Source organism: Nocardiopsis flavescens (assembly GCF_900141985.1).
Classification (GTDB): domain Bacteria; phylum Actinomycetota; class Actinomycetes; order Streptosporangiales; family Streptosporangiaceae; genus Nocardiopsis; species Nocardiopsis flavescens.
Genome location: NZ_FQZK01000009.1, coordinates 1 through 23,324, shown reverse-complemented (window position 1 = coordinate 23,324; position 23,324 = coordinate 1). Strand labels below are relative to the sequence as shown.

The 23,324-nt window shown below is 73.4% G+C and carries 22 protein-coding genes; 15 read left to right on the top strand and 7 right to left on the bottom strand.

Going from position 1 to position 23,324, the window contains the following annotated elements:
* Positions 1–20: 20 nt before the first annotated feature.
* Both BUE45_RS15800 and BUE45_RS15795 read right to left on the bottom strand, forming a co-directional pair.
* Positions 21–977, bottom strand: a complete 957-nt coding sequence (locus BUE45_RS15800; RefSeq protein ID WP_073380101.1) for a hypothetical protein — start codon at positions 975–977, stop codon at positions 21–23.
* Positions 974–2,353 (bottom strand): radical SAM/SPASM domain-containing protein, encoded by a 1,380-nt coding sequence (locus tag BUE45_RS15795; protein WP_073380100.1) that lies wholly within the window; start codon positions 2,351–2,353, stop codon positions 974–976. The genes BUE45_RS15800 and BUE45_RS15795 overlap by 4 nt, the downstream gene beginning before the upstream one ends.
* 750 nt (positions 2,354–3,103) lie before the next feature.
* On the opposite strand from BUE45_RS15795, the gene BUE45_RS15790 reads away from it, so the two are divergent.
* From BUE45_RS15790 to BUE45_RS33850, 4 genes are read left to right on the top strand one after another with little or no spacing between them, the layout of a single operon-like run.
* Positions 3,104–3,607, top strand: a complete 504-nt coding sequence (locus BUE45_RS15790) for a GNAT family N-acetyltransferase (RefSeq protein ID WP_143173376.1) — start codon at positions 3,104–3,106, stop codon at positions 3,605–3,607.
* Complete coding sequence (locus tag BUE45_RS15785) at positions 3,604–4,410, top strand: TylF/MycF family methyltransferase (RefSeq protein ID WP_073380098.1); 807 nt, start codon at positions 3,604–3,606, stop codon at positions 4,408–4,410. The genes BUE45_RS15790 and BUE45_RS15785 overlap by 4 nt, the downstream gene beginning before the upstream one ends.
* Positions 4,407–5,387 (top strand): ATP-binding cassette domain-containing protein, encoded by a 981-nt coding sequence (locus BUE45_RS15780; RefSeq protein ID WP_073380097.1) that lies wholly within the window; start codon positions 4,407–4,409, stop codon positions 5,385–5,387. Before BUE45_RS15785 ends, BUE45_RS15780 begins: the two co-directional genes overlap by 4 nt.
* A gap of 27 nt (positions 5,388–5,414) precedes the next feature.
* Positions 5,415–6,668, top strand: a complete 1,254-nt coding sequence (locus BUE45_RS33850) for a nucleotide disphospho-sugar-binding domain-containing protein (RefSeq protein WP_073380096.1) — start codon at positions 5,415–5,417, stop codon at positions 6,666–6,668.
* Here the strand turns inward: BUE45_RS33850 and BUE45_RS15770 are convergent.
* Positions 6,656–7,927, bottom strand: coding sequence for a nucleotide disphospho-sugar-binding domain-containing protein (locus BUE45_RS15770; RefSeq protein WP_073380095.1), 1,272 nt, complete (start codon positions 7,925–7,927; stop codon positions 6,656–6,658). The two genes, BUE45_RS33850 and BUE45_RS15770, sit on opposite strands and share 13 nt — an antisense overlap.
* A gap of 289 nt (positions 7,928–8,216) precedes the next feature.
* Between BUE45_RS15770 and rfbA the strand changes: the two genes are divergently transcribed.
* The 11 genes from rfbA (at position 8,217) to BUE45_RS15715 (ending at position 19,150) form a co-directional block, all read left to right on the top strand.
* The gene (gene rfbA, locus BUE45_RS15765) at positions 8,217–9,095 is read left to right on the top strand and encodes a glucose-1-phosphate thymidylyltransferase RfbA (protein ID WP_073380269.1); all 879 of its coding nucleotides are present in this window, start codon (positions 8,217–8,219) and stop codon (positions 9,093–9,095) included.
* Between the two features lie 14 nt (positions 9,096–9,109).
* Positions 9,110–10,120, top strand: coding sequence for a dTDP-glucose 4,6-dehydratase (gene rfbB, locus BUE45_RS15760; RefSeq protein ID WP_073380094.1), 1,011 nt, complete (start codon positions 9,110–9,112; stop codon positions 10,118–10,120).
* Positions 10,121–10,199: 79 nt separating this feature from the next.
* Positions 10,200–11,285, top strand: coding sequence for a class I adenylate-forming enzyme family protein (locus BUE45_RS15755; RefSeq protein WP_073380093.1), 1,086 nt, complete (start codon positions 10,200–10,202; stop codon positions 11,283–11,285).
* A gap of 25 nt (positions 11,286–11,310) precedes the next feature.
* A complete protein-coding gene (locus BUE45_RS15750; protein WP_245833263.1) occupies positions 11,311–12,837 on the top strand; it encodes an aromatic amino acid ammonia-lyase in 1,527 nt (508 codons plus the stop codon).
* A 27-nt stretch (positions 12,838–12,864) separates the two neighbouring features.
* Positions 12,865–13,722 (top strand): SAM-dependent methyltransferase, encoded by an 858-nt coding sequence (locus BUE45_RS15745; RefSeq protein WP_073380092.1) that lies wholly within the window; start codon positions 12,865–12,867, stop codon positions 13,720–13,722.
* A gap of 30 nt (positions 13,723–13,752) precedes the next feature.
* Positions 13,753–14,793, top strand: coding sequence for a ketoacyl-ACP synthase III family protein (locus BUE45_RS15740; RefSeq protein ID WP_073380091.1), 1,041 nt, complete (start codon positions 13,753–13,755; stop codon positions 14,791–14,793).
* 17 nt (positions 14,794–14,810) lie between these two features.
* Positions 14,811–15,956 carry an acyl-CoA dehydrogenase family protein gene (locus tag BUE45_RS15735; RefSeq protein WP_073380090.1) on the top strand — a complete coding sequence of 382 codons (1,146 nt, stop codon included), beginning with the start codon at positions 14,811–14,813 and terminating at the stop codon, positions 15,954–15,956.
* Entirely contained in the window at positions 15,953–17,437 is a 1,485-nt protein-coding gene (locus BUE45_RS15730; RefSeq protein WP_073380089.1) for an amino acid adenylation domain-containing protein, read from the top strand. Before BUE45_RS15735 ends, BUE45_RS15730 begins: the two co-directional genes overlap by 4 nt.
* Positions 17,434–17,709 (top strand): hypothetical protein, encoded by a 276-nt coding sequence (locus tag BUE45_RS15725; RefSeq protein WP_073380088.1) that lies wholly within the window; start codon positions 17,434–17,436, stop codon positions 17,707–17,709. Before BUE45_RS15730 ends, BUE45_RS15725 begins: the two co-directional genes overlap by 4 nt.
* Positions 17,706–18,302 (top strand): GNAT family N-acetyltransferase, encoded by a 597-nt coding sequence (locus BUE45_RS15720; protein WP_143173375.1) that lies wholly within the window; start codon positions 17,706–17,708, stop codon positions 18,300–18,302. Before BUE45_RS15725 ends, BUE45_RS15720 begins: the two co-directional genes overlap by 4 nt.
* Entirely contained in the window at positions 18,299–19,150 is an 852-nt protein-coding gene (locus tag BUE45_RS15715; protein WP_073380086.1) for an ABC transporter permease, read from the top strand. Before BUE45_RS15720 ends, BUE45_RS15715 begins: the two co-directional genes overlap by 4 nt.
* Before the next feature lie 39 nt (positions 19,151–19,189).
* Here the strand turns inward: BUE45_RS15715 and BUE45_RS15710 are convergent, their stop codons facing one another.
* From BUE45_RS15710 to BUE45_RS15695, 4 genes are all read right to left on the bottom strand, one after another.
* The gene (locus BUE45_RS15710) at positions 19,190–20,344 is read right to left on the bottom strand and encodes an ABC transporter permease (protein WP_073380085.1); all 1,155 of its coding nucleotides are present in this window, start codon (positions 20,342–20,344) and stop codon (positions 19,190–19,192) included.
* Entirely contained in the window at positions 20,341–21,513 is a 1,173-nt protein-coding gene (locus tag BUE45_RS15705; RefSeq protein ID WP_073380084.1) for an ABC transporter permease, read from the bottom strand. The genes BUE45_RS15710 and BUE45_RS15705 overlap by 4 nt, the downstream gene beginning before the upstream one ends.
* A 7-nt stretch (positions 21,514–21,520) precedes the next feature.
* A complete protein-coding gene (locus tag BUE45_RS15700; RefSeq protein ID WP_073380083.1) occupies positions 21,521–22,459 on the bottom strand; it encodes an ABC transporter ATP-binding protein in 939 nt (312 codons plus the stop codon).
* 97 nt (positions 22,460–22,556) lie between these two features.
* Positions 22,557–23,324 (bottom strand): nucleotide disphospho-sugar-binding domain-containing protein (locus BUE45_RS15695; RefSeq protein WP_143173374.1); only part of this gene is annotated, 768 nt, incomplete at its 5' end.

The following is a 23,324-nucleotide window of genomic DNA, read 5'->3' as shown; positions in this document are numbered from 1 at the left end:
GCCGGGCCGCGAGCGGTCCCTCAGGGACCGCTCACCCTGCTGGCGCGGTGCATGCGGGGCCTCGCCTCCCAGAAGACCTCGATGTCCAGGGCCGTTCCCGGCGCGCGGACGTCGGCCCGTGCGGGGATCTCCACGATCTGCACCTCGTCGTCGCGCACGGCCACGAGGTGGTTGTCGAAGGTGAAGGCCCCCGGCCACGCCGAGACGGCCATGGCGGGAGGCGCCGGGAAGGAGCGGGCGCCGTTGACGTTGTAGAGCCAGGCGGAGGGCGCCTCGCCGCGCGCCCGCACGATGAGCCACTCACCGCTGTGGGAGACGCCCAGGCCGACGGCGGCGGCCGGGAGGGCGACGTCGTAGACGCGCTCGGGCGGACCGGGCTCGACCCGCAGGAAGTGCGCGCGGTCGGGCCGCTCCTCGGGCAGCGCCCACACCCCGCCCAGGATCTCGTCGTAGAGGGCGAGCCGGTAGCGGTCCGCCGAGGGAGGGGAGGACGGCTCCAGCAGGCCCGTGGCGGGGTCGTACCCGTGCACGGCGCCCGACGCGGTGAAGGCCAGCGCCCGGTGCCGGCGGAACTGCCAGGCCAGGGCGATGACCGGCGCGTCCGGTTCCTCCAGGACGTGCCAGCCCCCGGAGCCGTGGCGCAGCAGGGCGCCGGGGACCGCGGCGAGCAGGTGGGGCGTGTCCGCGCCGGGTCCGCCCGGCACCTCCATGAGCCGGTGGACGCCTTCAGGGAGGTCGACCGGGGGCCACTCGTCGCCGGTGGCGGCGGTCCAGGGGCGCACGGTCCCCTCGCGCACGACGAGGAAGCGCCCGGGGCCGTGGCCGGGGACGACGGCGTCGCACGCCGCCCCGGTCCGGCGGATGAGCGGTTCGGCGGTGTCGAACCGCGCGGTGCGCAGGATCCCGTCGGCCCCGGCCCAGGCGAACCAGAGGGCGTCGATGTCCACGGCGGGGCCGCGGGCGAGCGACCCGTTCATCCTGCGGCCGCCTTGGACCGGGCCGTACGGCGGGCCATGGCCGCGTAGGTCTCGATGGTGGGCCCGATCCACACCTTGTGCGGTGGGCAGGGGCGCCGCTCCTCCTCCAGCCGGACCAGTGGGCACGCGGCCCCCTGGCAGGCGGGGCGGAAGAAGCACGTCTGGCACCCGGAGTCGCTGGTGTCGTCGGTGTCGACCCACAGGCCCATGCGCTCGGCGTTGAGGCCGAGGTCGCCGTCCTCCCGCAGCAGGCCCACCGCGTTGCGCTCGTCGCGCAGCGCCACCGTGCACTTGTTCACCACGCCGTTGGGCCTGATGACGAAGGACCAGGGGGAGGCCGCGTAGCAGACCGACCCGTGGGGGCGGAGCATGCGGTCGTCCCCGTGGCTCAGCCCGTGGTCGGCCGCGTGGGAGCACAGCTCCAGCTTGCGCAGCTCGGCCTCCTTGCCGGAGTGGGCCCCCGTCTCGGCGTCCTGGGGGCCTCCCCACTCCCCCACCGGGCGGTAGATCGCGTCGAACCGCGCGTCGCCGGAGAAGTGCCGGGCCAGCTCGTCGATCAGCTCGGGGACGCGCGCGTCGTTCTCCGAGGTGAAGTTGGTCCGCAGCGTGACGTGGAAGTCGTCGGAGAGGGCGGCCATCCCGTCGAGGTTCGCGAGGATGGTGTCGTAGGTCCGGCCGCCGCCGATGAGGTACCGGCTGGCGTCGTGCGCGTCCCGGGGGCCGTCGAGTGTGATCTGGTACCGGGTGATACCGAGGTCCAGGCAGCGGCGGGCCACGTCCTCCGTGAGGAGGTAGCCGTTGGTGGTGACCGCGGCGGAGTACTCGACGCCGTTCTCCTCGCAGAAGGAGAGGAAGAAGGCGCTCAGCTCCTCGATGACCTCGAAGGCGACCAGGGGCTCGCCGCCGAACCAGGAGACGGTGAGGCGGCGCAGCGGGGTGGCGGCGTGGCGCTCGCGGACGAGGTTGCGCACGCCCTCGCGGACGCTGGTGAGCATCCGCCCCAGGGCGAAGTCCTCGTAGCAGTAGTGGCAGCGGAAGTTGCACGCCTCGGTGGGCATGATGATGAGGTCGAGGACGTCGGTGCGGTTCTTGCGCCGGGCGCTGACCTCCTCCGCCGCCGCGAGTTCGTCGTGGTCGGCGTCGACCAGGAAGCCGCGGTCCAGGAGGGCGTCGAACAGCTCCCCCTGGTCCTCGTCGCGCCGCAGGACGGCGTTGCGGTTGTGCAGGAGGTCGTGGACGCGGTCGTCGGTCGGAGGGGTGATCCGGAAGATGCTGCCGCGCATCGAGTTGTAGATGACGAGCCCGCCGGCCTCCGCCCGAGTGACGACATTGAACCTGGACGGCTTGTAAGCATCCCCGCGGTCGGCGTGGGACATGGGTCTCTCCCGATTCAGTCGATGTTCCCGAAAGCTTTTCCGTCACCCTTCCGCAAGGCGTTCACGAAACCGGGCCACGGGTCCGGCAAGGACGGGCCCGCGGCCCGTTTTCTACCACCGTCCGCCGCCCGGACAAGAGCAGCCGAAACGACCGGAACGGCAGCCCTCGAATTCCGTCACACTAACAAAAGATATCAATGAGCTGCGCGCCGTCGTCGTCGGCTTCCGCCTCAACGAGGACATCCTCGAAATCGGCCATTATCTTTCCTCCTGACAACGGGACGGGGCGGCAACCTTGGAATTCCGTCACACTAACAGATGATATTGATGGGCTGCGCACCCTCGTCACCCGTCTCGGTCTCGACGAGAACGTCCTCGAAATCGGCCATCACCCCTCCTCTCCTAACATCGTCGCACCCTGGCGAATTAGTTATTCGGCCAGGGTGCGCGCCACACTAGATCACGCATGTGCCACCGTCAACGGTCCGTGCTCCGACGACCGGCGGGCCTCCTCGGGAACGGCCGCATTGTCCCGCCAGCGAGACAGTGCGAAGGGGATCGGATCTGGTAGAACAGTCACGCCGTCGGCGGACGGGCCCCGCGGCCCGCCTGGAACCCCCGTCGGGAAAGGACCGGCAGAACCGTCCGGCCGCGGCCGAGAACCACCAGCGAGGTGCACAGGTGCTCATTACACACTTGGAGAGCCGGAACGTCCGGCTCATACCCGTTACCGAGTCGAACTCGGACCAGTTGCACGGACATCTCCTGCGCTCGGGCCTGGAGCTCGTTTTCACCGTGGAGGCGCAGGAGGAACGCATCTCCTCCCTGCTGGGAACGAATGTGACGGCCTTCCTCGTCCAGCAGAAGACCGACGGCGAGATCGTGGGCTGCTGTTCCCTGCGGGGCCCCGAGCCGGCGGGGCATATGAATGCCGCCATTTACACCGAGCGGGAGAATCTCGCGTTCGGTGTCGGCGCCGAGTCCATGACCCTGCTCATCAACTTCGCGTTCGCCCGGTGGGACGCGGTGCGCAAGGTCTACTTCATCACGACCGACGCGAGCACCGACCGGTTCGACACGGAACTGGTATCCCTGCCGCGCGAACTGACCCTGCGGGACCACGGGTTCTTCCGCGGCCGGTACTGGGACTTCTACTACTACTCGATCCAGCGGGAGATGTGGGAGACGCAGGTGGCTCCGTTCGTGAACCGCCTGGTCGCCGCCGCCTCCGCGGGGAAGGGCACGCACCGATGAACGACGTGGCGGAGCCGGTCCGGCTCTATCTGGACCTCATGAAGCGCAGTCTGTCCAACACCATCTACCAGGACCCGCGCGTGTGGTTCGGCGACTGGTCGGGGACCATCGAGGTCGACCGCCGCGAGGTGCGCCCCTTCGACGAGGGCAGCCGCACCGAGGGGCTGGACATCCCCTCCGCGGCGCACACGATGATCGGCCGCCAGCGCCTGGACAACCTCCAGGAGTGCACGGAGCGGGTGATCGCCGACGGCGTGCCCGGCGACCTGCTGGAGGCGGGCGTCTGGCGCGGCGGGGCGACCATCCTCATGCGGGCCGTGCTGGAGGCGCACGGCGTGCGGGACCGCACGGTGTGGGTGGCGGACTCCTTCGAGGGTCTCCCCGAGGCCGACCCCGAGCGCTACCCCGCCGACCGCGGCGGGTCCGTGCACCTGTGGAACGACCTGCTGGGCGTCTCCCGGGAGCAGGTGGAGGAGAACTTCCGCCGCTACGGGCTGCTCGACGACCGGGTCCGCTTCCTCCAGGGCTGGTTCCGCGACACCCTGCCGACCGCCCCGGTGGAGTCGCTGGCCGTGCTGCGGGTGGACGGCGACCTCTACGAGTCGACCATGGACGCGCTGACGCACCTCTACCCCCGGCTCTCGGTGGGCGGCTTCGTGATCATCGACGACTACGGGGCCCTGGCCCCCTGCCGCCTGGCGGTCCAGCACTTCCGCAAGCGGCACGGCATCACGGAGCCGATCACGCGGATCGACCGCTCCGGGGTGTTCTGGCGCAGGACCGAGCCGGAGGCCGCCCGGTGAGCGACGGGGGCGCCGGCGCCCCGGTGGTCTCCACCCGGGGCCTGGGCCGCAGCTACGGGGACTTCGAGGCCGTGCGGCCGACGGACCTCGACATCGCGGCGGGCGAGGTGTTCGGGCTCCTGGGCCCCAACGGGGCCGGGAAGTCGACCATGATCACCATGCTGTGCTCGATGCTGGCCCCCAGCACGGGCACGGCGGCGGTGGCGGGCCACGACGTGGTGCGCTCGCCGCACCTGGTGCGCCGCAACATCGGCCTGGTCTTCCAGGAGTCCACCCTGGACCTCTACCTCACGGCGGAGCAGAACCTGCGGTTCCACGCCGACCTCTACGGGCTGGCGCGCACCCACGCCCGGGAGCGCATCCGCCGCGTCCTGGAGGTCGTCGGGCTCTGGGACCGCCGGGGCTCCCGGGTCTTCACCTACTCCGGCGGCATGCGTCGGCGCCTGGAGATCGCCCGGGGGCTGCTGCACTCCCCCCGCGTGCTCTTCCTGGACGAGCCGACGATCGGCCTGGACCCGCAGACGCGGCAGGCCGTCTGGGAGCACGTGCGGACCCTTCACGAGGAGGAGGGGCTGACCGTCTTCATGACCACGCACTACCTCGACGAGGCCGAGAACTGCGACCGGATCGCCATCATGGACGCCGGGGCCGTGGTGGCCCTGGCGCCCCCCGGCGAGCTCAAGGCCGCGGTGGGCCGCGACATGGTGCGCGTGGGGACCGACGACCCCGGGGCCCTGGTCGGGCTGCTGGAGGAGCGGTTCTCGGTGAAGGCCGAGCTGCGCGGCGCGGAGGTGGTCTTCGCGGTCGCCGACGGCGCGGCCTTCGTGCCCCGCCTGTTCACCGGGCCCGGACCGGTCATCACCTCGGTGAGCGTGACCCGGCCCAGCCTGGACGACGTGTTCATCCACCACACGGGGGCCTCGCTGCGCGACGCCGAGGAGTCCGCGCAGGGCAGGCCGCCGTCCCTCGTCCGGTAGGCCCGGACCGCACGGAAAGGCCCGACGATGCGCATCCTCATAGCGGCCCAGGGCGAGCGCACCCACTTCCTGGGCATGGTGCCGCTGGCGTGGGCCCTGCGGGCGGCGGGCCACGAGGTCCTGGTGGCGGGGCAGCCCGCCCTGATGGGGGCGGTCGCCGCCTCGGGGCTCCCCGGCGCGGTCGTGGGCCCGGACTTCCGCCTGGGCCGCATGCTGGACCGCCGGGGCAGCGACGGCGCGGAGCTGGACCTCACGGCGTGCGACTTCGGCGGCGACCCGGGGGAGACGCTCCGGGGGTACGCCCGGCTGGTGACCTGGTGGCTGCGGGTCGTCAACGAGCCGATGTTCGCGTCCTCGGTGGCGCTGTACCGCCGGTGGCGCCCCGACCTCGTCCTCTGGGAGCCCACGGCGCTGGCGGCCCCGGTCGCCGCCGAGGCGGTGGGGGCCGTGCACGCGCGCATCCTGTGGAGCCTGGACTTCCTGGGCCGGTCGCGGGACGCCTACCTGCGCGCCATGGCGGCGTGGCCCCCCGCGGCGCGGCGCGATCCGCTGGCGGAGTGGCTGGACGGGCACGCGGCGCGGTGGGGTGTGGAGTTCCGGGAGCGGATGACCCGCGGGTACTTCACCCTGGACTACCTGCCCGAGCCCCTGCGTCTACAGGACGCCCCCGGTGTCCGCTACGTCCCCTTGCGCTACATCCCCTACAACGGCCGCGCCGTCGTCCCCGACTGGCTCCTCACCCCGCCCGAACGCCCCCGCGTCTGCCTCACCCTGGGCACCTCCGCCACCGAGCGGTACGGGGGGTTCACCCTGCCGCTGCGCGAGGTGCTCACCGCGCTGGGGGACCTGGACGCGGAGATCGTGGCCACCCTGCCCGCCGCCGAGCGCGGGCGGCTGGGGGCCCTGCCCCCCAACGTGCGCCCGGTCGGCTTCACCCCGCTGGAGCCCCTCGCCCGGACCTGCTCCGCCTTCGTCGACCAGGGGGGCAGCGGCACGTTCCTCACCGCCCTGACGGCGGGGGTGCCCCAGCTCGTGGTCCCGCACGCGCGGATGTACGACTCCGGGCCCCTCGCCGAGCGGTTCGCCGCGCAGGGGGCGGGCCTGCACCTGGCGCCGGGGGAGGTCACCGGCGAGGCGGTGCGGGACGCGGTCGACCTGCTGCTCCGCGACCCCTCCTACACCGGGGCCGGGCTGCGCCTGCGGGAGGGGATGGAGGCCGCCCCCTCACCGGGCGAGGTCGCCCGGGACATCGGGTCCCTGGTGTCCGATCACGCGGGCTGAGGCGCGCCCGCGGACCGGTGGCGGTCGACGAGGTCCTCCACCCCGGCGGCGAACGCCGCCGGCGAGGGCATCTCCTCCATCCGGTCCCGCAGCCACGCCGCCCCGCCCGCGAACGACCCCTCCGACAGCACCCGCTCCACCGCCTCCCGCACCGAACCCGCCGAGACGCGGTCGGCGGGCACGGCCAGCCCGGCTCCGGTCGCCTCGTACCGGGCGGCGAGCAGCGGGGCGTCGAACATGTGCGGGTGCGGGAGGAGGACTTGGGGGACGGCGTGCGCCATCCCCGTCAGCAACGTCCCCGGCCCCCCGTGATCCACCAACACCCCGCACCCCGGCACCACCACGTGCAACGGCACGAACGACACCGACCGCACCCCCGCCGGCACCGCACCCCCGTAACCCGGCAGAGCAGCCACCACACCACCCCCGCCCGCAGCAGCCGCCACCCCCTCCAGCACACCCCCCACACCCGAGGAATACCCCCCCAGGCGCTCCACCACCGACGTCCCCAACGACACGCACACCCGCACCCCGCCACCGGGCACCCACTCCGGCACCACCGCCGGCCCGTTGTAGGGCACGTACCGCACCGGCACCCGCTCCACCCCCGCCACCGCACCCAGCCCCAACACCTCCGGCAGCGGATCCACCGTGAAATGCCCCCGCACCATCCGCTCGGAGAACACCCCGCCCGCACGCCCCGCCCGGTCCCCCAACCACTCCGCCAGCGGGTCCCGCCCCCCGCCCCGCGCCGCCAGAGCGTCCACGAACCGCGACCGCATCCGCCCCAACAGGTCCATCCCCCACAACACCCGCCCGTGCACCGCGCCCACCACCTCCGCGGCCACACCCCCCGCGAACGACACCGGCTCCCACAACACCAGGTCCGGACCCCACCACCGGCAAAAACCCACCAGCTCCGCCACCCACGGATCATTCACCACCTTCCACCACCAGTTCACGGAGTCCGTGTAGACCTCCGAGAACAGCTCCCACTCCACGTCCTCCGGACGGGAGGTGAGGAGGTCGAGCAGGGGGTCGTCCTCGTCCTCGTGCTCGGAGGACCACTCCTCCAGCTTGGGGAACCGGTGGTCCTCGCCGACGGGGACCGCGGTCAGACCCGACATGACCACCTCCTCGGTGAGCGCGGGCTGGGTGGCGACCCTCACCTCGTGGCCGGCATTGCGCAGGGCCCAGGCCAGCGGCACCATGCTCGAGAAGCCGACCGAATCGGCATGTGTGGTGATGAGAACGCGCATGGCTCCGTTTTTCCTCTGCAGTCGGGAGGGGTGCGGTGACGAAAAGGGATCGTAGATGATACCTCTTCACCTCGCCAGGCCATGATGACCGCACGCGGGGGGCGCACGATATGGATGAGTTCCTCCCGTCACTACGAGAAACCGTTTTCGAGTCGGGGGAGAACTTCCTCCGGAAACAACCGGAGAAGGATTCGGCGTACCGCGACGCATAACCATGGAAAGGTCGGTCCTGATTCATGGGAAGAGTTCGCGGGGCACCGGGTGCTTCTGTTCGCCCCGGGAGGGCAACTTGAAAGGGATAATCCTGGCGGGAGGACTGGGGAGCCGTCTTCTGCCGATCACGAGGTCGATCTCGAAGCAGCTGCTCCCGGTCTACGACAAGCCGATGATCTACTATCCGCTCGCCACCCTCATGCAGGCGGGCATCCGCGAGATCCTCGTCATCTCCACACCGGCCTCCCTTCCGCTGTTCGCCGAACTCCTGGGCGACGGCTCCGACCTCGGCCTGGAACTGGCCTACCTCCCGCAGGACCGCCCGCGCGGGATCGCCGAGGCGCTGATCATCGGCCGGGAGCACCTCGCCGGCGGCCCCTCGGCGCTCATCCTGGGCGACAACGTCTTCCACGGCACCGGCCTGCCGGAGCACCTGTCCCAGGCGCGCGACCGGCTCGACGGCTGCGTCCTGTTCGGACGCCGGGTCCCCGACCCGCAGCGGTACGGGATCGCGGAGGTGGACGCCGCGGGCGTGCTCCGCTCCCTGGAGGAGAAGCCCGCGTCCCCGGCCTCGGACCTGGCCGTGACCGGGCTGTACCTCTACGACGAGCACGCCCCGGAGATGGCCGCGGAGCTGGCCGCCTCGGAGCGGGGCGAGCTGGAGATCACGGACCTGAACGCCGCCTACCTCGAAGAGAAGCGGGCGTCCATCGTCACCCTCGCGCAGGGAATTGCGTGGGCGGACACGGGGACGCCGGAATCGCTTCTCGCGACCTCTGAGTACGTCCGCCACCTGGAACTCCAGGAGTGCATCCGCGTGGCATGCCTCGAAGAGGTCGCGCTGCGCATGGGGTTCATCGGTCCCGAGGCCTGCTACAACCTCGGACTGAAAATGAGGAATTCCTCTTACGGTCAGTACGTCATGAACGTCTCAGAGGCCTGGGACAACTCCTAGCGAAGGTCGAACCCATGCGAATGCTAGTAACCGGTGGTGCGGGTTTCATCGGGTCCCACTTCGTCCGACAAACGCTGTCGGGGGGTTATCCCGGTCTCGGCTGCGATGAAGTCGTGGTCCTGGACAAGCTGACCTACGCCGGAAACCTGTCGAGCCTCTCCCCCGTTCTGGACGACCCGCGGCTGCGTTTCGCGCAGGGCGACGTGTGCGACCGGGAGACCGTGGCGGAAATGGTCCGCGGGGTCTCGCTGATCGTGCACTTCGCCGCCGAGACCCACGTGGACCGCTCGATCGCGGACGGCGGCGACTTCGTCAGGAGCAACGTCCTGGGCACGCACACGGTGCTCGACGCGGCCCTGGAGGCCGGGGTCGACAAGGTCGTGCTGGTGTCCACCGACGAGGTCTACGGCTCCCTCTCGGAGGGGTCGGCGGCGGAGGACCGGCCGCTGGCGCCCAACTCCCCCTACGCCGCCTCCAAGGCGGCCTCCGACCACTTCGCCCGGGCGTACCACCGCACCTTCGGCCTGGACACGTGCATCACCCGGTGCTCCAACAACTACGGCCCCTACCAGTTCCCCGAGAAGCTGGTGCCGCTGTTCATCACCCGCCTCCTGGACGGCCTCACCGTGCCGCTCTACGGGGACGGCCGGCACGTCCGCGAGTGGGTCCACGTGGACGACCACTGCCGCGGGATCGCCCTGGTGGCCGAGCGCGGGAGCCCGGGCGCCACCTACAACATCGGCGGGGACACCGAGCTCAGCAACGTGCGGATGGCGGGCACCCTCGTCTCCCAGCTCGGCCTGGACGAGTCGCTGGTGCGCTTCGTCGAGGACCGCCAGGGGCACGACCGCCGCTACTCCCTGGACGACTCCCGCATCCGCCGGGAGCTGGGCTACCGCCCCTCGGTGCCCTTCGAGGAGGGGATCGAGAGCACGATCCGCTGGTACACCGAGAACCGCTCCTGGTGGGAGCCGCTGCGCGCGCCCGCCCACCGCGACCTGCTGGGGACCTCCGCGGAGCGGTGACCCGCCGCCCGGGCTGTCTCGCCAGCGGGACAATCCGGACCACCCGCGCACCCGCCGCCACACGCACGAGGAGGACACCGTGGCCCCTGAGGAGATCGACCCCCGTCGGCTCTCGGCCGAGCTGCTGCGCTCCGACGCGCTCACCGACGCGCCCTGGTCCCTGGACTGGAGCGCCGTCGGGGACCCCGGGCCGGTGCTCGCCGAGGCCCTGGGGCCGACGACGGAGTTCCACAGCTCGGGGTCGGCCACCGGGGTCGGCCGTCCCTGGTGCCGGACCTGGGAACAGCTCTGGGCGGAGGCCGGGCTGCTGGCCGACCTCGTCCGCGGCGAGGAGCCAGGGGCGGTCCTGACCTTCGCCCCGCCCCGGCACCTGTACGGCATGCTCGCCGGGGTCCTGGTCCCCGCGCGCCTGGGCCTGCCCGTCGTGTACCTGCCCAGGTACGGCGCCCTGCCCGATGCCGGGTCCCGCCGCCGGTGGGCGGTGATGGCCATCCCCTGGACCTTCCGGATGCTGGCGCGGCGGGCCGCCTGGGTGGAGGCGGCGGAGCGCCTCACCCTGCTGCACAGCACGGCGATGCTCCCCTCGTCGGCGCAGGCCCTCCTCACCGGGCCCGCGGGCGCGAAGATCTCGCTCACGGAGATCTTCGGCTCCACGGAGTCCGGCGGTGTGGCCGTGCGCAGGGCCTCCTCCGGGACACCCGACTGGACCCTGTTCGAGGACGTGGAGTTCGCGGACGGGGCACCGGGGGCCGACGCGGAGGAGCCGCTGTGCGTGCGCGGCCCGCGCCTGGCGTTCCCCCACGGGCAGGCCCCTCCCGCGCGGTGCCGGATGGACGACCACGTGCGGCGCACCGGACCGCGGAGCTTCCGTTTCTCCGGCCGCCGCGAGCGGCTGGTGAACGTGAACGGACGCCGGTGGAATCTCGACTTCCTGGAGGAGACCCTGCGTGAGGGGATCGCCTGCGCGGACCTGGCCTGCGTTCCCGTGCGCGACGACCTCGTGGGCGAGCACTTCGAACTGGTGATCGTCCCGGGTCCCGGCGGCCCCCCCGCTGGGGCGGAGCTGGGCGCGGCCCTGGCCCGCCTCCCCGTGCAGCCGCGGGCCGTGCGCTCGGCGGAGCACATCGACCGCTCGGATACCGGCAAACTCCGGACCCTGCACTGAACCCCCTCGCCCTTGGAGTGCCCACGTGACCCGATCCACCCACCCGACCGGCGCGACCGCGGACGGCGCGCCCCCCCTGCCCGAGGAGATCCTCCGGGAGGCGGCCTGGGACGCCGCCCTGTCCCTGGGCCCCGGCGACGCCGAGAGGATGCGCGCGAGCCGGGAGATCCTGGACGGCAAGCTCGACCGCGGCGAGCCCGTCTACGGGGTCACCCACGGCTTCGGCCCCCTGGTGACCTACCGGGCGTCGGACTCCCGCTTCGACCAGGGCGCGGGCCTGATCTCGCACCTGGGGTCGGGCCAGGGCGCGCCCCTGTCCCCCGAGGTGTCGCGGCTGGTCGTGTGGCTGCGCCTGTCCGGCATGCGGCAGGGCCACTCCTCGGTCGACCCGGACTTCTGGCGGGTCCTGGCCGACCTCTGGAACCGCGGCTTCACCCCGGTGATCCCCCGGGAGGGGACGGTGAGCGCCAGCGGCGACCTCCAGCCCCTGGCCCACGCGGCCCTGGCCTTCGCCGGCCGCGGCGAGGCGTGGGCCCGGGAGGAGGGCGCCTGGCGGGTGCGGCCGGCCGAGAAGGTCCTGGCCGACCTCGGGGCCTCCCCCGTCCGGTGGTCGGGGCGGGAGGCGCTCGCCTTCGTCAACGGCACCAGCGCCGGCCTCGCCCAGAGCCTGGCCAACCACCACGAGGTGTCCCGGCTCGTCCGGGCGACGGCGATGCTCACCGGGCGCAACACCGTGGTCCTGGGCGCGAACCCCGAGGCCTTCCACGACGGGATCGGGCGGGCCCGCGGCCAGCACGGCCAGCGCGTCGCGGCGGAGTGGATCCGGCGGGAGATCCCCGAGGGGTTCGAGCGGGACGCCTCGCGCCCGCTCCAGGAGCCCTACAGCCTGCGGTGCGCGCCGCAGGTGCTGGGCGCGGTCCTGGACCAGCTGGAGGCGTGCGGCACGATCCTCGCCCGCGAGGCGCAGGGCTGCACCGACAACCCGGTCTGTGTGGACGGCGAGATCCTGCACGGCGGGAACTTCCACGCCATGCCGGTGGGCCTGGCCTCGGACCAGATCGGGCTGTGCCTCCAGCAGGTCGCCTTCCTCGCGGAGCGCCAGCTGGCACTGCTGGTCTCCCCGGTCACCAACGGCGGCGCCAACCCCATGCTCACCCCCGTGCCGGGGGCCGGGAGCGGCCTGGCCGGGGTGCAGATCAGCGCCACGTCGTTCGTGTCCCGGATCCGGCAGCTGGTGTACCCGTCCTCGCTGACCGCGCTGCCCACCAACAACGGCAACCAGGACCACGTGCCCATGGCCCTCAACGGGGCCAACTCCGTCGCCGACGCCGCGGAGCTGGGCTGGCTCGCGGTGGCCTCCCTGGCGGTCGGGACCGCGCAGTACACCGCGCTGCTGGACCTGCCCGTGCCCGGCGGCGGCCCGTGGGAGGACCTCGCCCGCGCCTGCCCCCCGCTGGAGCAGGACCGCCCCCTGGCGCCCGAGGTCCGCGCGGCCCGGGCCGTGCTGGCCGACGCCGTCCCCCACCCCTTCAGCACCCCCGCCGACGCCTGAGGCGGCGGCCGAACCACCGGAGAGACCATGCCGCAGGAGACCACCACCTGGCAGGAACGGATCACGAGCAACGAGTCCGTCTGGAACCGGGCCCACGACATCCACCCGGTCCTGAACCCGCTGTACGACGAATCGGTCCGGCGCATCCTCGGGCGCGCCGCCGTGGCCGACGCGCCGCGGGTCCTCGACGTCGGCTGCGGCCTGGGCGGCTGGATCTTCAAGATCCTGGAGTTCCGCCCCGACGCCACCTGCGTGGGCATCGACATGGAGGCGTCGTTCATCGAGCGGGCCCGCGCGGAGGCCGAGCAGCGGGGCTTATCCGACCGGGTCGACCTGCGCGTGGGGGACGCGGTCCGCGACCTGCCCGACGAGCGGTTCGACCTCATCGTCTGCGCGGGCCTGCCCGAGGCCTTCGGCGGCCTGGAGCCGATGCTGGAGAAGCTGCGGCCGCTGCTGTCCCCGCAGGGCCGGATGATCATCGGCCAGGGCATCTGGGAGCGCGAGCCCGACGAGGAGTGCCTGCGCGTCCTGGACGCCTCCCGCGAGGACCACGGCAGCCTGGAGGAGACGATCGACTCGATCGCCCACGCCGGGTGGGCGCCCGTGTACGGGCACAAGAGCACCGAGCAGGAGTGGGACGACTTCGTCTGGGCCTGCGTGGACGGCCTGACCCGCTGGGCGCTGGACGGCGACGGGGCGGGCGCGGGCGCCGAGACGCCCCGGGTCCTGCTCGCCGTCAGCGAGTACCGCCACGCCTGGCTGAACGGCTACCGCGGGACGCTCGGCTACATGACCTTCGTGGTGCGCCCGATCCCCCGGACCTGGCAGCCCCTGGTCGCCTCCTACGAACTCGCACGGCGCACCTGGACCGCCTCCTCGCCCTGACACGCACCCACCGATCCGGAAGGCCGACCCATGCGGACCACCGACCTTTACCTGCGGGGACTCGGAGCGTTCGTCCCCGACGCCGTCCCCGCGGCCTCCGCCGTCGCCGAGGGGCTGTGCCCGCCCGAGGCGCCCGGCAGGCTCGACATGACGGGGGCCGCCGTGGCCGGGGCGCTCTCCGCCCCGGAGATGGCGCTGCGCGCCTCGCGCGAGGCCCTCGCGCGGGCGTCGATGGACCCCGCCGAGCTGTCCCTGGTGCTGTACGCCGACACCTGGCACCAGGGACCGGAGGGCTGGTTCCCGCAGTCCCACCTCCAGCACCACCTCGGCACCGGCGACGCCCTCGCCCTGGAGATCCGGCAGGGGTGCAACGCCCTGTTCGCGGGCCTGGAGCTGGCCGCCGCGCACCTGGCGGTCCGCCCGGCCCCGGGGGGCGCCCTCGTCGTCAGCTCGGACAACTTCGGCACGCCGCACATGAACCGGTGGACGTCGAACAGCTCCTTCATGGGGGACGGCGCCTGCGCCCTGGTCCTGGCCCCCGGCCACGGCGCGGTCGAGGTGCTGTCGGTGAACTCCATGGTGGTGCCGGAGCTGGAGGAGACGCACCGGTTCGGCGCTCCCGCCTTCCCCCCGGAGGCGACCACGGACCACGGCGTGGTGGACTTCGCCGCGCGGGAGGCCGCCTTCACCCGCCACCTGGAGGAGACCGGCGCCGGCACGGACCTGTGGATGGACGTCCACAAAAAGATGCTGAAGGTCGTGAGCCGGACCATGGCCGAGGCCGGGGTCACCCGCGCCGACCTCGCCCGGGCGGCGTTCACCAGCCTGGGCCCCGAGGACCTGGAGCACCGGTGGCTGGCGGTGCTGGACCTGCCGCTGTCGGCGTCCACCTGGGACTACGGGCGCCGGGTCGGCCACATCGGCGCCGGCGACCCCTTCCTGGGGCTGCGCCACCTGATGGACAACAAGGAGGTCGGCCCCGGTGACCACGTGATCCTGGGCGGCCTCGGCTCGGGCGTCACGGTCTCCTGCGCCGTGGTGCGGGTCCTCGACCCCGACGACCAGGGCTGAACCGGCGAGGAGGACCCGTGGAAGACAAGACGACCGCTGCGGCGGGCCCCGACTGGGCGGAGGAGGTCCGGGCCGGGGCCGGGGCGCTGCGCCGGTCCGGGGCCGGCGGGCGCGCCCCCCTGGACCGCGCCGCCTGGAAGGAGCTGGCCGGACTGGGGGTCGCCGGCCTGTGCCTGCCCGAGCGCCACGGCGGACGCGGCGCCGGGGCGGTGGACACCGCGCGCGGCCTGGAGGCCTTGAGCGCGGGGTACGGCGACACCGGCACGGCCTTCGCGGTGGCCGCGCACCTCCTGGCGGGCGCCGTCCCGCTCCGCGACTTCGGCGGCGCCGCCGGGCCGCTCGCCTCGCTCCTGCCCGGCGTCGCCTCCGGGGACGTGATCCTCGCCAACGCCATGACGGAGGAGGCGTCCGGATCCGACATCGGGGCGATCACCACGACGGCGGTGCGCGACGGCGACTCCTACGTGATCGACGGGGACAAGTCCTTCGTCAGCAACGCGCCCATCGCGCACGTGGTGGTGGTCTACGCGGTCACCGACCCCGACGGCGGCCCCTTCCGGACCAGCGCCTTCGCGGTGCCCGCGGACACCCCCGGGCTGACCGTCGGCCCCGCCCACCCCAAGAGCGGGCTCAAGGGCTGCCCCTCCGCGGCGGTGGGGCTGCGCGGGTGCCGGGTCCCCGCCTCGCTGCGCATCGGCTTCGAGGGGCAGGGGGCCGCGCTCTTCCAGCACGCCATGGCCTGGGAGCGGGCCTGCCTGCCGGCGGTCCTCCTGGGCATGATGGACGCGCAGGTGCGGGACGCCGCGGAGCACGCCCGGCGTCGGCACCGGTTCGGCCGCCCCCTCGCCGAATTCCAGGCCGTCTCCCACCGCGTCGTCGACCTCCACCAGCGGGCGGAGGCGGCCCGCCTCATGCTCCACCGGGCGTGCGCGGCACTGGACCGCGGGGAGGACGACGCCGTGTGGCGGGCGTCCTCGGCCAAGCTCGCGGTGACCGAGGCGGCCCTGGAGAACTCGGTGCAGGCGCTGCGGCTGTACGGCGCCGCCGGGCTCCTGGAGGGCGGCGGGCCCCTGCGCGACCTCCTGGACGCCCTGCACGGCCCGGTGTTCTCCGGGACCTCGGACATCCAGCGGGAGATCATCGCCCGGGGACTCGGGCTGTGAGCCTGGACGCGGCGGTGCGCGAGGCCGCGCGGAGCACCCCGGACGCCGTAGCGGTGCGCGACGCCGACGGCCCGGTGACGTACGCGGAGCTGGACCGCAGGTCCCGGGCTCTGGCGGAGGAGCTGGCGGCGCGGGGCGTCGGGCGCGGCGACCGGGTCGTGCTGTGGGCCCCCAAGTCGGCGGACCTGGTGGCGGCCACCCAGGCCGTCCTGCGCGCGGGGGCGGTCTACGTCCCCGTGCACGGGGACGCGCCGGCCGCCCGGGTCCGCGCGCTGGCCGAGGACTGCTCCGCGGCGGCGGTGGTGGCCTCGGACGGGCGCGTCCCGGCCCTGGCCGGGCTCCCCGCGCCGGCCGGCGTCCTGCCGCTGGGCCTGGCCCGGGGGCCGGTGCGCGGCACCGCGCTCCCGGCGCCCGCCGGCGACGGGGACCCGGCCTACATCCTCTACACGTCGGGGTCCACGGGCCGCCCCAAGGGCGTGACGGTGTCCCACGGCGCGGCGCTCGCGTTCGTCGGCTGGGCCGCCGCCGAGGTGGGGGCCCGCCCCGACGACGTCTTCGCCAACCACGCCTCGTTCGGCTTCGACCTGTCCGTCCTGGACCTGTACGCGGCCTTCCGCGCGGGGGCGTCGGTGTTCCTGGTGGCGGAGGACCGGGCGCACGACCCCCACGCGCTCGTCGACCTGCTGCGGCGGGAGCGGATCAGCGTCTGGTACTCCGTGCCCTCGGTCCTCACCGCGATGGTGCGCCGCGGGGGCCTGACGGAGCACCCGGCGCCCGAACGGCTGCGGGCGGTGCTCTTCGCGGGGGAGCCCTTCCCCGTCCGGTACGTGCGCGAGCTGGCCGCGTGGACCGGCGCCCGCCTGCTCAACCTGTACGGGCCCACCGAGACGAACGTGTGCGCGTTCCACGAGGTGCGCGCGGCCGACCTGGAGCGCGACCGGCCCGCGCCGATCGGCCGCGCCGCGTGCGGGGACCTCCTGGAGGTCCTGCGCGACGACGGCGCCGCCGCGGGGCCCGGCGAGGTGGGCGAGCTGGTCGTCGCGGGGCCCACTCTCATGCTCGGCTACTGGGGGCACCCCCCGCTCGACGGGCCGCACCGGACCGGCGACCTCGTCCGGGTCCTGCCCGACGGGCTGCTGGACTACGTCGGCCGCCGCGACTCGATGCTCAAGGTCCGCGGCCACCGCATCGAGCCCCACGAGGTGGAGGCCGTCCTGGAGAGCCACCCCGGCGTCGCCCGGGCGGCGGTGGTCTGCGCGGGCTCGGGCCTGGAGGCCGCGCTGACGGCCTTCCTGGTCCCCGCGCCGGGTGGCGCGGGGGCGCTGTCGGTCCGGCGCCACCTCGTCGAGCGGCTGCCGCCGGGGATGGTGCCCGACCTCATCCGCTTCGTGGACGAGCTGCCCCGCAACGCCAACGGAAAGATCGACCGGGCCGGGCTCACCGCCGCGGCCGAGCAGATGACGAACGGAGAAGCCCCGTGAACGCAGGTCCCGACCGCGAGAAGACGGAAGAGGTGCTGATGGCCTTCATCCGCGAGCGCTTCCTGGACGGCGACCCGGGCGGAGAGCTCGAACCGACCTCCCCCCTGATCGACTGGGGGCTGCTCACCTCGCTCAACTCAGCGGTCCTGCTCAACTTCCTGCACCGGGAGTTCGAGGGCTCGGTGGCGGTGGAGAGGATCACCGCCAAGGACCTCAGGGACGTCCGCAGCATCGCCGCGCTCCTGTGCGGGGCCCCCGGGGACCGGCCGTGACGGCCTACCCCCGCTCCGGGAGCGGGCCCGCCGACCACAAGCAGCAGGGCGTCCTGCACCCGCGCCTGGAGACCCCGGGGACCGTGCTGCGGGTGTCCCGGCTCCTGTCCCCGGAGCGGATGCACGAACTCCTGGGCTCCGAGGGCCTCCCCTCGGCCGAGGTGCTGTCCCAGCTGGTGCCCGCGGCGCCGGGGCGGCACAGCGCCCAGTTCACGGTCCGGGACGCCGGGGACGGCACGGTGGTGGGCGTCAGCGGACTGCACTCCATGGACCTCAACGGCGGCCACGTCCGCGCGGAGCCGCACCTCGCCGCCGGAGCCGGGGAGGACCACGCCGCGGCGGCGGGCGCGCTCACCCTGAACTACGCCTTCGCCATGTTCCGCGTCCGCAAGGTCTACGTGTGGACGGTGGACCCGGAGCCGCGCGCCCTGGCGCACGTGCCGGTCCGGGTCCAGAACGAGGGGTGCCTGCGGGAGTTCGTCGTGGACGGCGGGGTGCTGCGCGACGTCACCGTGCTCACCGTGGACCGGGAGGACTGGGAGCGGGCCGCGGGCTTCCTCGACGCCCTGGCCGAGGGGCGGGGGGCGCGGTGAGCACGGCGGCCGGGCCCGTGGCGGTGACCGGCGGGCCGGTGCACGCGGCGCGCACGGTGATGGTGATGGTGCGGCGCGAGATGATCCGCACGCTCTACGAGTGGGGGCGGCCCTTCTCGCTGTTCCTCCAGTCCCTGCTGTGGCTCTTCGTCGTCAGCGGGGGGTTCGGGTCCCTGCTGCCCGACCTCCCCGACGGCGTGGGGCTGGACACCGCCATGTTCCCCGGGGTGGTGACCATGACCATCGTCATCGCGGTCATGTACTCGGCCTCGTCGGTGACGGCCGACCGGGACTCGGGGTTCCTGCGGGAGATGCTGGTGGCCCCCGTGAGCCGGGCGGCGCTGGCCTTCGGGAAGATCCTCTCCACCGCGCTCCTGGCCACGGCGCAGGCCGTGTTCGTGATCGCCCTGGCGGGCTTCGCGGGGATCCCCTACCACCCGCTCCTCATGGCGCAGCTGGTGCTGCTGTCCTTCGTGTGCGCCCTGGCGGTGGCGGCGTTCGCGGTGACGGTCGCCGCGGGCAGCACCAACACCCAGACCTACTTCGGCGTCTCCCAGCTGCTGGTGATGCCCCTGGTGATGCTCTCCGGCGCGCTGTTCCCCGTCGGGGTGCTGCCCGGGTGGCTGGAGCGCCTGGCGCTGTACAACCCGATCGCGTACGCGGTGGACCCCATGCGCCAGGCGGTCTTCGACCGCGTGTCGGCCGCGCCCGAGGTCCACGCCCTGTTCAACCCCGGCATCCACTGGTCCGGGCACCGGCTGGACGCGTCCGCGGAGGTGCTCCTGGTGCTCGCCGCCGCGGCGTTCTTCACCTGGACCGCGGTGCTCCGCTTCCGGCGCCTGTCGTAAAGGCGGCGGGGCCGGGGGACTCCCCCGGCCCCGCCCGCCTCAGCGCACCATCGACCGGCGCAGGGCCAGGGTCCCCGCGGTGAGGAGCACGGCGGCGAAGGCCGCCAGGACGCCCAGCTGCGGGGCGATGTCGACGATCCCCGCGTCGTGGCGGACGAGCGCGGCGAAGGCGTCGTACCCCCACGCGTGCGGCGTGACGTGGGCCCACATGCGCATGGTCTCGCCGAAGCCGTCCAGCGGGATGGCCGTCCCGCCCAGGACCCCCAGGCCCAGGCCGAGCAGGAGGGCCAGCGACCCCGCGCCTCCCTCGGTGCGGGCCAGTCCGCCGACCAGCAGAGCCGCGCCGCCGCCCACGGCCACGAAGAGCAGGAGCACGGCGGCGGCGCCCAGGGGGTCCCCCCAGTCGACGCCGAAGGCCAGCGCGCTCCCGAGCATGATGACGAGCGCCTGGACGAGGGCGATGAGCAGCCGCCCGGCCACCTCGCCGAACACCAGGGTGCGCGTCGGGGTCGGGGAGGCGTACATGCGCTGCGCGATCCCCCGTTCCCGGGTGGCGACCAGCGCCGACGCCGTCGTCATGGCGGTCAGGAAGGTGTACAGCAGCAGCAGCGGAGGCGCCGACAGGTCGAACGCGCCGATCCCCGGGGGGAAGAGCGCCTCGCCGGCCGTCTCGACCTCGACCGCGATGCCGGAGCCGACCTCGCCGTCCAGGCCGTCCAGGGCCTCCTCGAACGGGACCCCCGTCTCCTGGGCCGTGAAGGCGGCGGCCCGCAGCACCGCCGCCTCGTCCCGGACCGCCGCCCGTACGACGGAGCCCAGCTCCGCGGCGGCCACGTCCCCCTCGCGGGCGACGAAGTCGACGTCGGCCCCGCTCCCGGTGACCGCGTCGGCGTAGTCCCCGGGCAGGACGATGCCGGCGTGGATCTCCCCGCGCTCGACCTCCGCGAGCATCTCGTCCCGGCTCTGGACCGGGACGAGGTTCACGTGGTCGGCGGAGTCCAGGGCCGCGACCAGGCGCTGCCCCAGGTCCCCGGCCCCCTCGTCCACGACGCCCAGCCTCTGCTGCTGCCCGCCGCCGAACATGAGGCCGAGCATGAGCACCATGACGAACGGCACCAGCAGCACGTAGAAGATGTTCGACCGGACCCGGAAGACCCGGGTCAGGTTGAGGAGCGCGATCGCTGTGAACTTCATGGGGTGAGCATCCTTCCGGCGCGGGAGAAGGCCAGGGCACCGGCGGCGACCGCCATCCCCGTCAGCACGAGGACCGAGGTCGGCACGGCCCCGCCGGAGCCCCCGGAGAGCTCGGCCAGGCCGGTGAGGAACCAGTGGTGCGGGGTGACGAGGCTGACGGCGGAGAAGGCCCCCAGCTGGGCGACGGGGAAGAGCCCGCCGCCGAGCAGGCCCAGGCCGAAGGCCAGCACGGAGATCCGGTTGCCTGCCTGCTCCGAAGAGGTCGAGAAGGCGGCCACGGCGGAGGTGATGCCCACGGCGGCCAGCACCCCCGACAGCGTCAGGGCCAGGACCCCGGGCAGCGGGCCCCACTGCGCCCCCAGCACCAGGCTGGAGATGAGCGCCAGCACCAGGAGCGAGGCGACGCCCACGACCGTGGCGCTCAGCGCCCTGCCCGCCAGGAGCGAGGACCGGCGGACCGGGGCCGCGAGGTACCGGGCGAGCGTGCCGCCCTTGCGCTCGTCGAGCAGCGCGGTGACGCTCGACATGACCACGAAGAAGAGGAAGAAGTACGCCATCCCCGCGGCGTGGTAGGTCGCGGTGTCGAGCTGGCGCCACGTCTCCGTGGGCACCTCGGCGAGCGCGACCGGGACCGGTGCGTCCTGGACGCGCTCGGACAGCTCCTCGGGGGTCGCCGCCGCGCCCGCGTCCAGGGCCGAGGCGACGGCCGCGCGCGCCGCGTCCGCCTCGGTCGCGAAGGACTCGGCGATCTCCCGGGCGATCTGGACCTGGACGGCGGCGTCGGCGGAGCCGACGACCCCGATCGAGGCGTCCTCCCCGGCCATGACGGCCGCGGTGAAGCCCTCGGGGACGACGAAGGCGGCGTCGTACTCCCGCTCGTCCACGGCCGCCCGGGCCGCGTCCGCGTCGGACTCCTCGCCCAGGGTGATGACGCCGTCCTCGTCGAGGGGGGCGAGGACCTCGTCGACGAAGACCGCGGCGAGCTCTCCGCCGTCGGAGTCGACGACGAGGTAGCGGATGTCCCGCCCGTCCTGCGCCCCGTCCCCCAGGAGGGAGGAGAACAGCAGGGCCAGGCCCACCGGGAGGGCGAGGCCGAAGAGGAGGAGGGAGCCGTCCTTGAGCCTGCGTCTGAGGTCTTTGGCGGCGATGGTCGCGATGATGCCGAACATGTCCGTGTCAGCCCCTCAGCGCCTTGCCCGTGATGTGCAGGAAGACCGCTTCCAGGTCGGGTTCGTGGATCGTGAGGGAGCGCAGTTCCAGGCCGCGGTCGGCGAGGGCGCGCACGATCCTCGGGGCCAGCTCCGCGCCCCGGTCGCAGTCCAGCTCCACGCCGTTCTCCGTGGCGACCGCGGTGTGCACCCCGGGCAGCTCCTCCAGGGCGCGCGCCGCGTCGGCCGCCGCGCCGTCGAGTTCGAGGACGACGCGGTCGCGCTCGCCGAGCGTGTCCACCAGCTCCCGCCGGGTCCCCTCGGCCCTGATGCGGCCGTCGTCGAGGATGCCCACCCGGTCGCAGATGCGCTCGGCCTCCTCCATGTAGTGGGTGGAGTACAGGACCGCGACGCCGGAGTCGGCCAGCGCCCGGACGTGTTCGAGGATCGCGTTGCGGCTCTGGGGGTCCACGCCGGCCGTGGGCTCGTCCAGGACCAGGCCCTGGGGCCGGTTGAGCAGCCCGGCCGCGATGGCGGTCCTGCGGGCCATGCCGCCCGAGTAGGAGGACACGAGGTCGTCGGCCCGGTCGGCGAGGCCGACGGCGGTGAGGACCTCCTCGATCCGCTCGCGGGCCACAGAGCCGGAGAGCCCGTACAGGCGGGCGAAGAACCGCAGGTTCTCCCGGGCGGTCAGGTCCTCGTAGAGGGCGTTCTGCTGGGGGACGAACCCCAGCAGCGCCTTGGTGCGCATCTCGCGGGGGCCGTGCGGCATGCCGGAGATCTCGACTTTCCCGGAATCCGCCTGGAGAATTCCCATGACGATGGAGATCGTCGTCGTCTTTCCCGCGCCATTGGGGCCGAGAAGCCCGTAGATCTCTCCTTTCCTGATTCTGAATCCCACGCCGTCGACCACGGTCGAATCGCCGTAGGATTTCTTCACTCCCTCGACAACGAATACGTCTTCCATCGACCTTCGCTCTCCGAAAGAAAAACCGTGCATTTTCATGGGAACGCGCGGCAACCGTACCAGTACGGACACGGAGGGCAAGAGGCCTCGAACCTGGTCAAGGCGTGTGCCCGGGTGTTCCGGAAAGGTGCGGGGAGTCCTTCGTCCGGCGGGCGGCCCGCACCTCCTCCACGAGCGTGTCCACGAACGCGGAGGGCGCGGGGAGGGCGTGCATGAGGTCGCGGGCCCCCGCCGCCCCGCGCCGCAGGGCCGGGTCCGAGAGCACGCGGATCACGGCCTCCCGGACCTCCCGCCCACCCACCGCGGAGCGGGCGCCCAGGACCAGGGCCGCGCCCGCGCGCTCCACGCCGGCCGCCATGAACTTCTCGTCGAACTGCATGCGGGGCACGATGACCTGCGGGACACCGTGGTCGAGCATGGTCAGCACCGTGCCGGCGCCGCCGTGGTTGATGACGGCGGAGCAGGTTCGGGCGAGGGGCTCCAGGGGGGTGAAGCCGATCGGGCGGACGTTGGGGGGCAGGGTTCCCAGGTGTGCGCGCTCGGCGTCGGGGAGGGTGGCCACGATCTCCGCGTCCAGGTCCGCGAGTGATTCCAGGATGTCCTTGACCGGGACGGAGTAGCCGCCCTGGCGCTCGGTGGCGGAGGTGCCCAGGGTGAGGCAGACGCGGGGGCGCTCGGGCGGGGTGAGGAGCCAGTCGGGGACGACGGCGCGGCCGTTGTAGGGGATGTAGCGCAAGGGGACGTAGCGGACGCCGGGGGCGTCCTGTAGACGCAGGGGCTCGGGCAGGTAGTCCAGGGTGAAGTACCCGCGGGTCATCCGCTCCCGGAACTCCACACCCCACCGCGCCGCATGACGACCCATCCA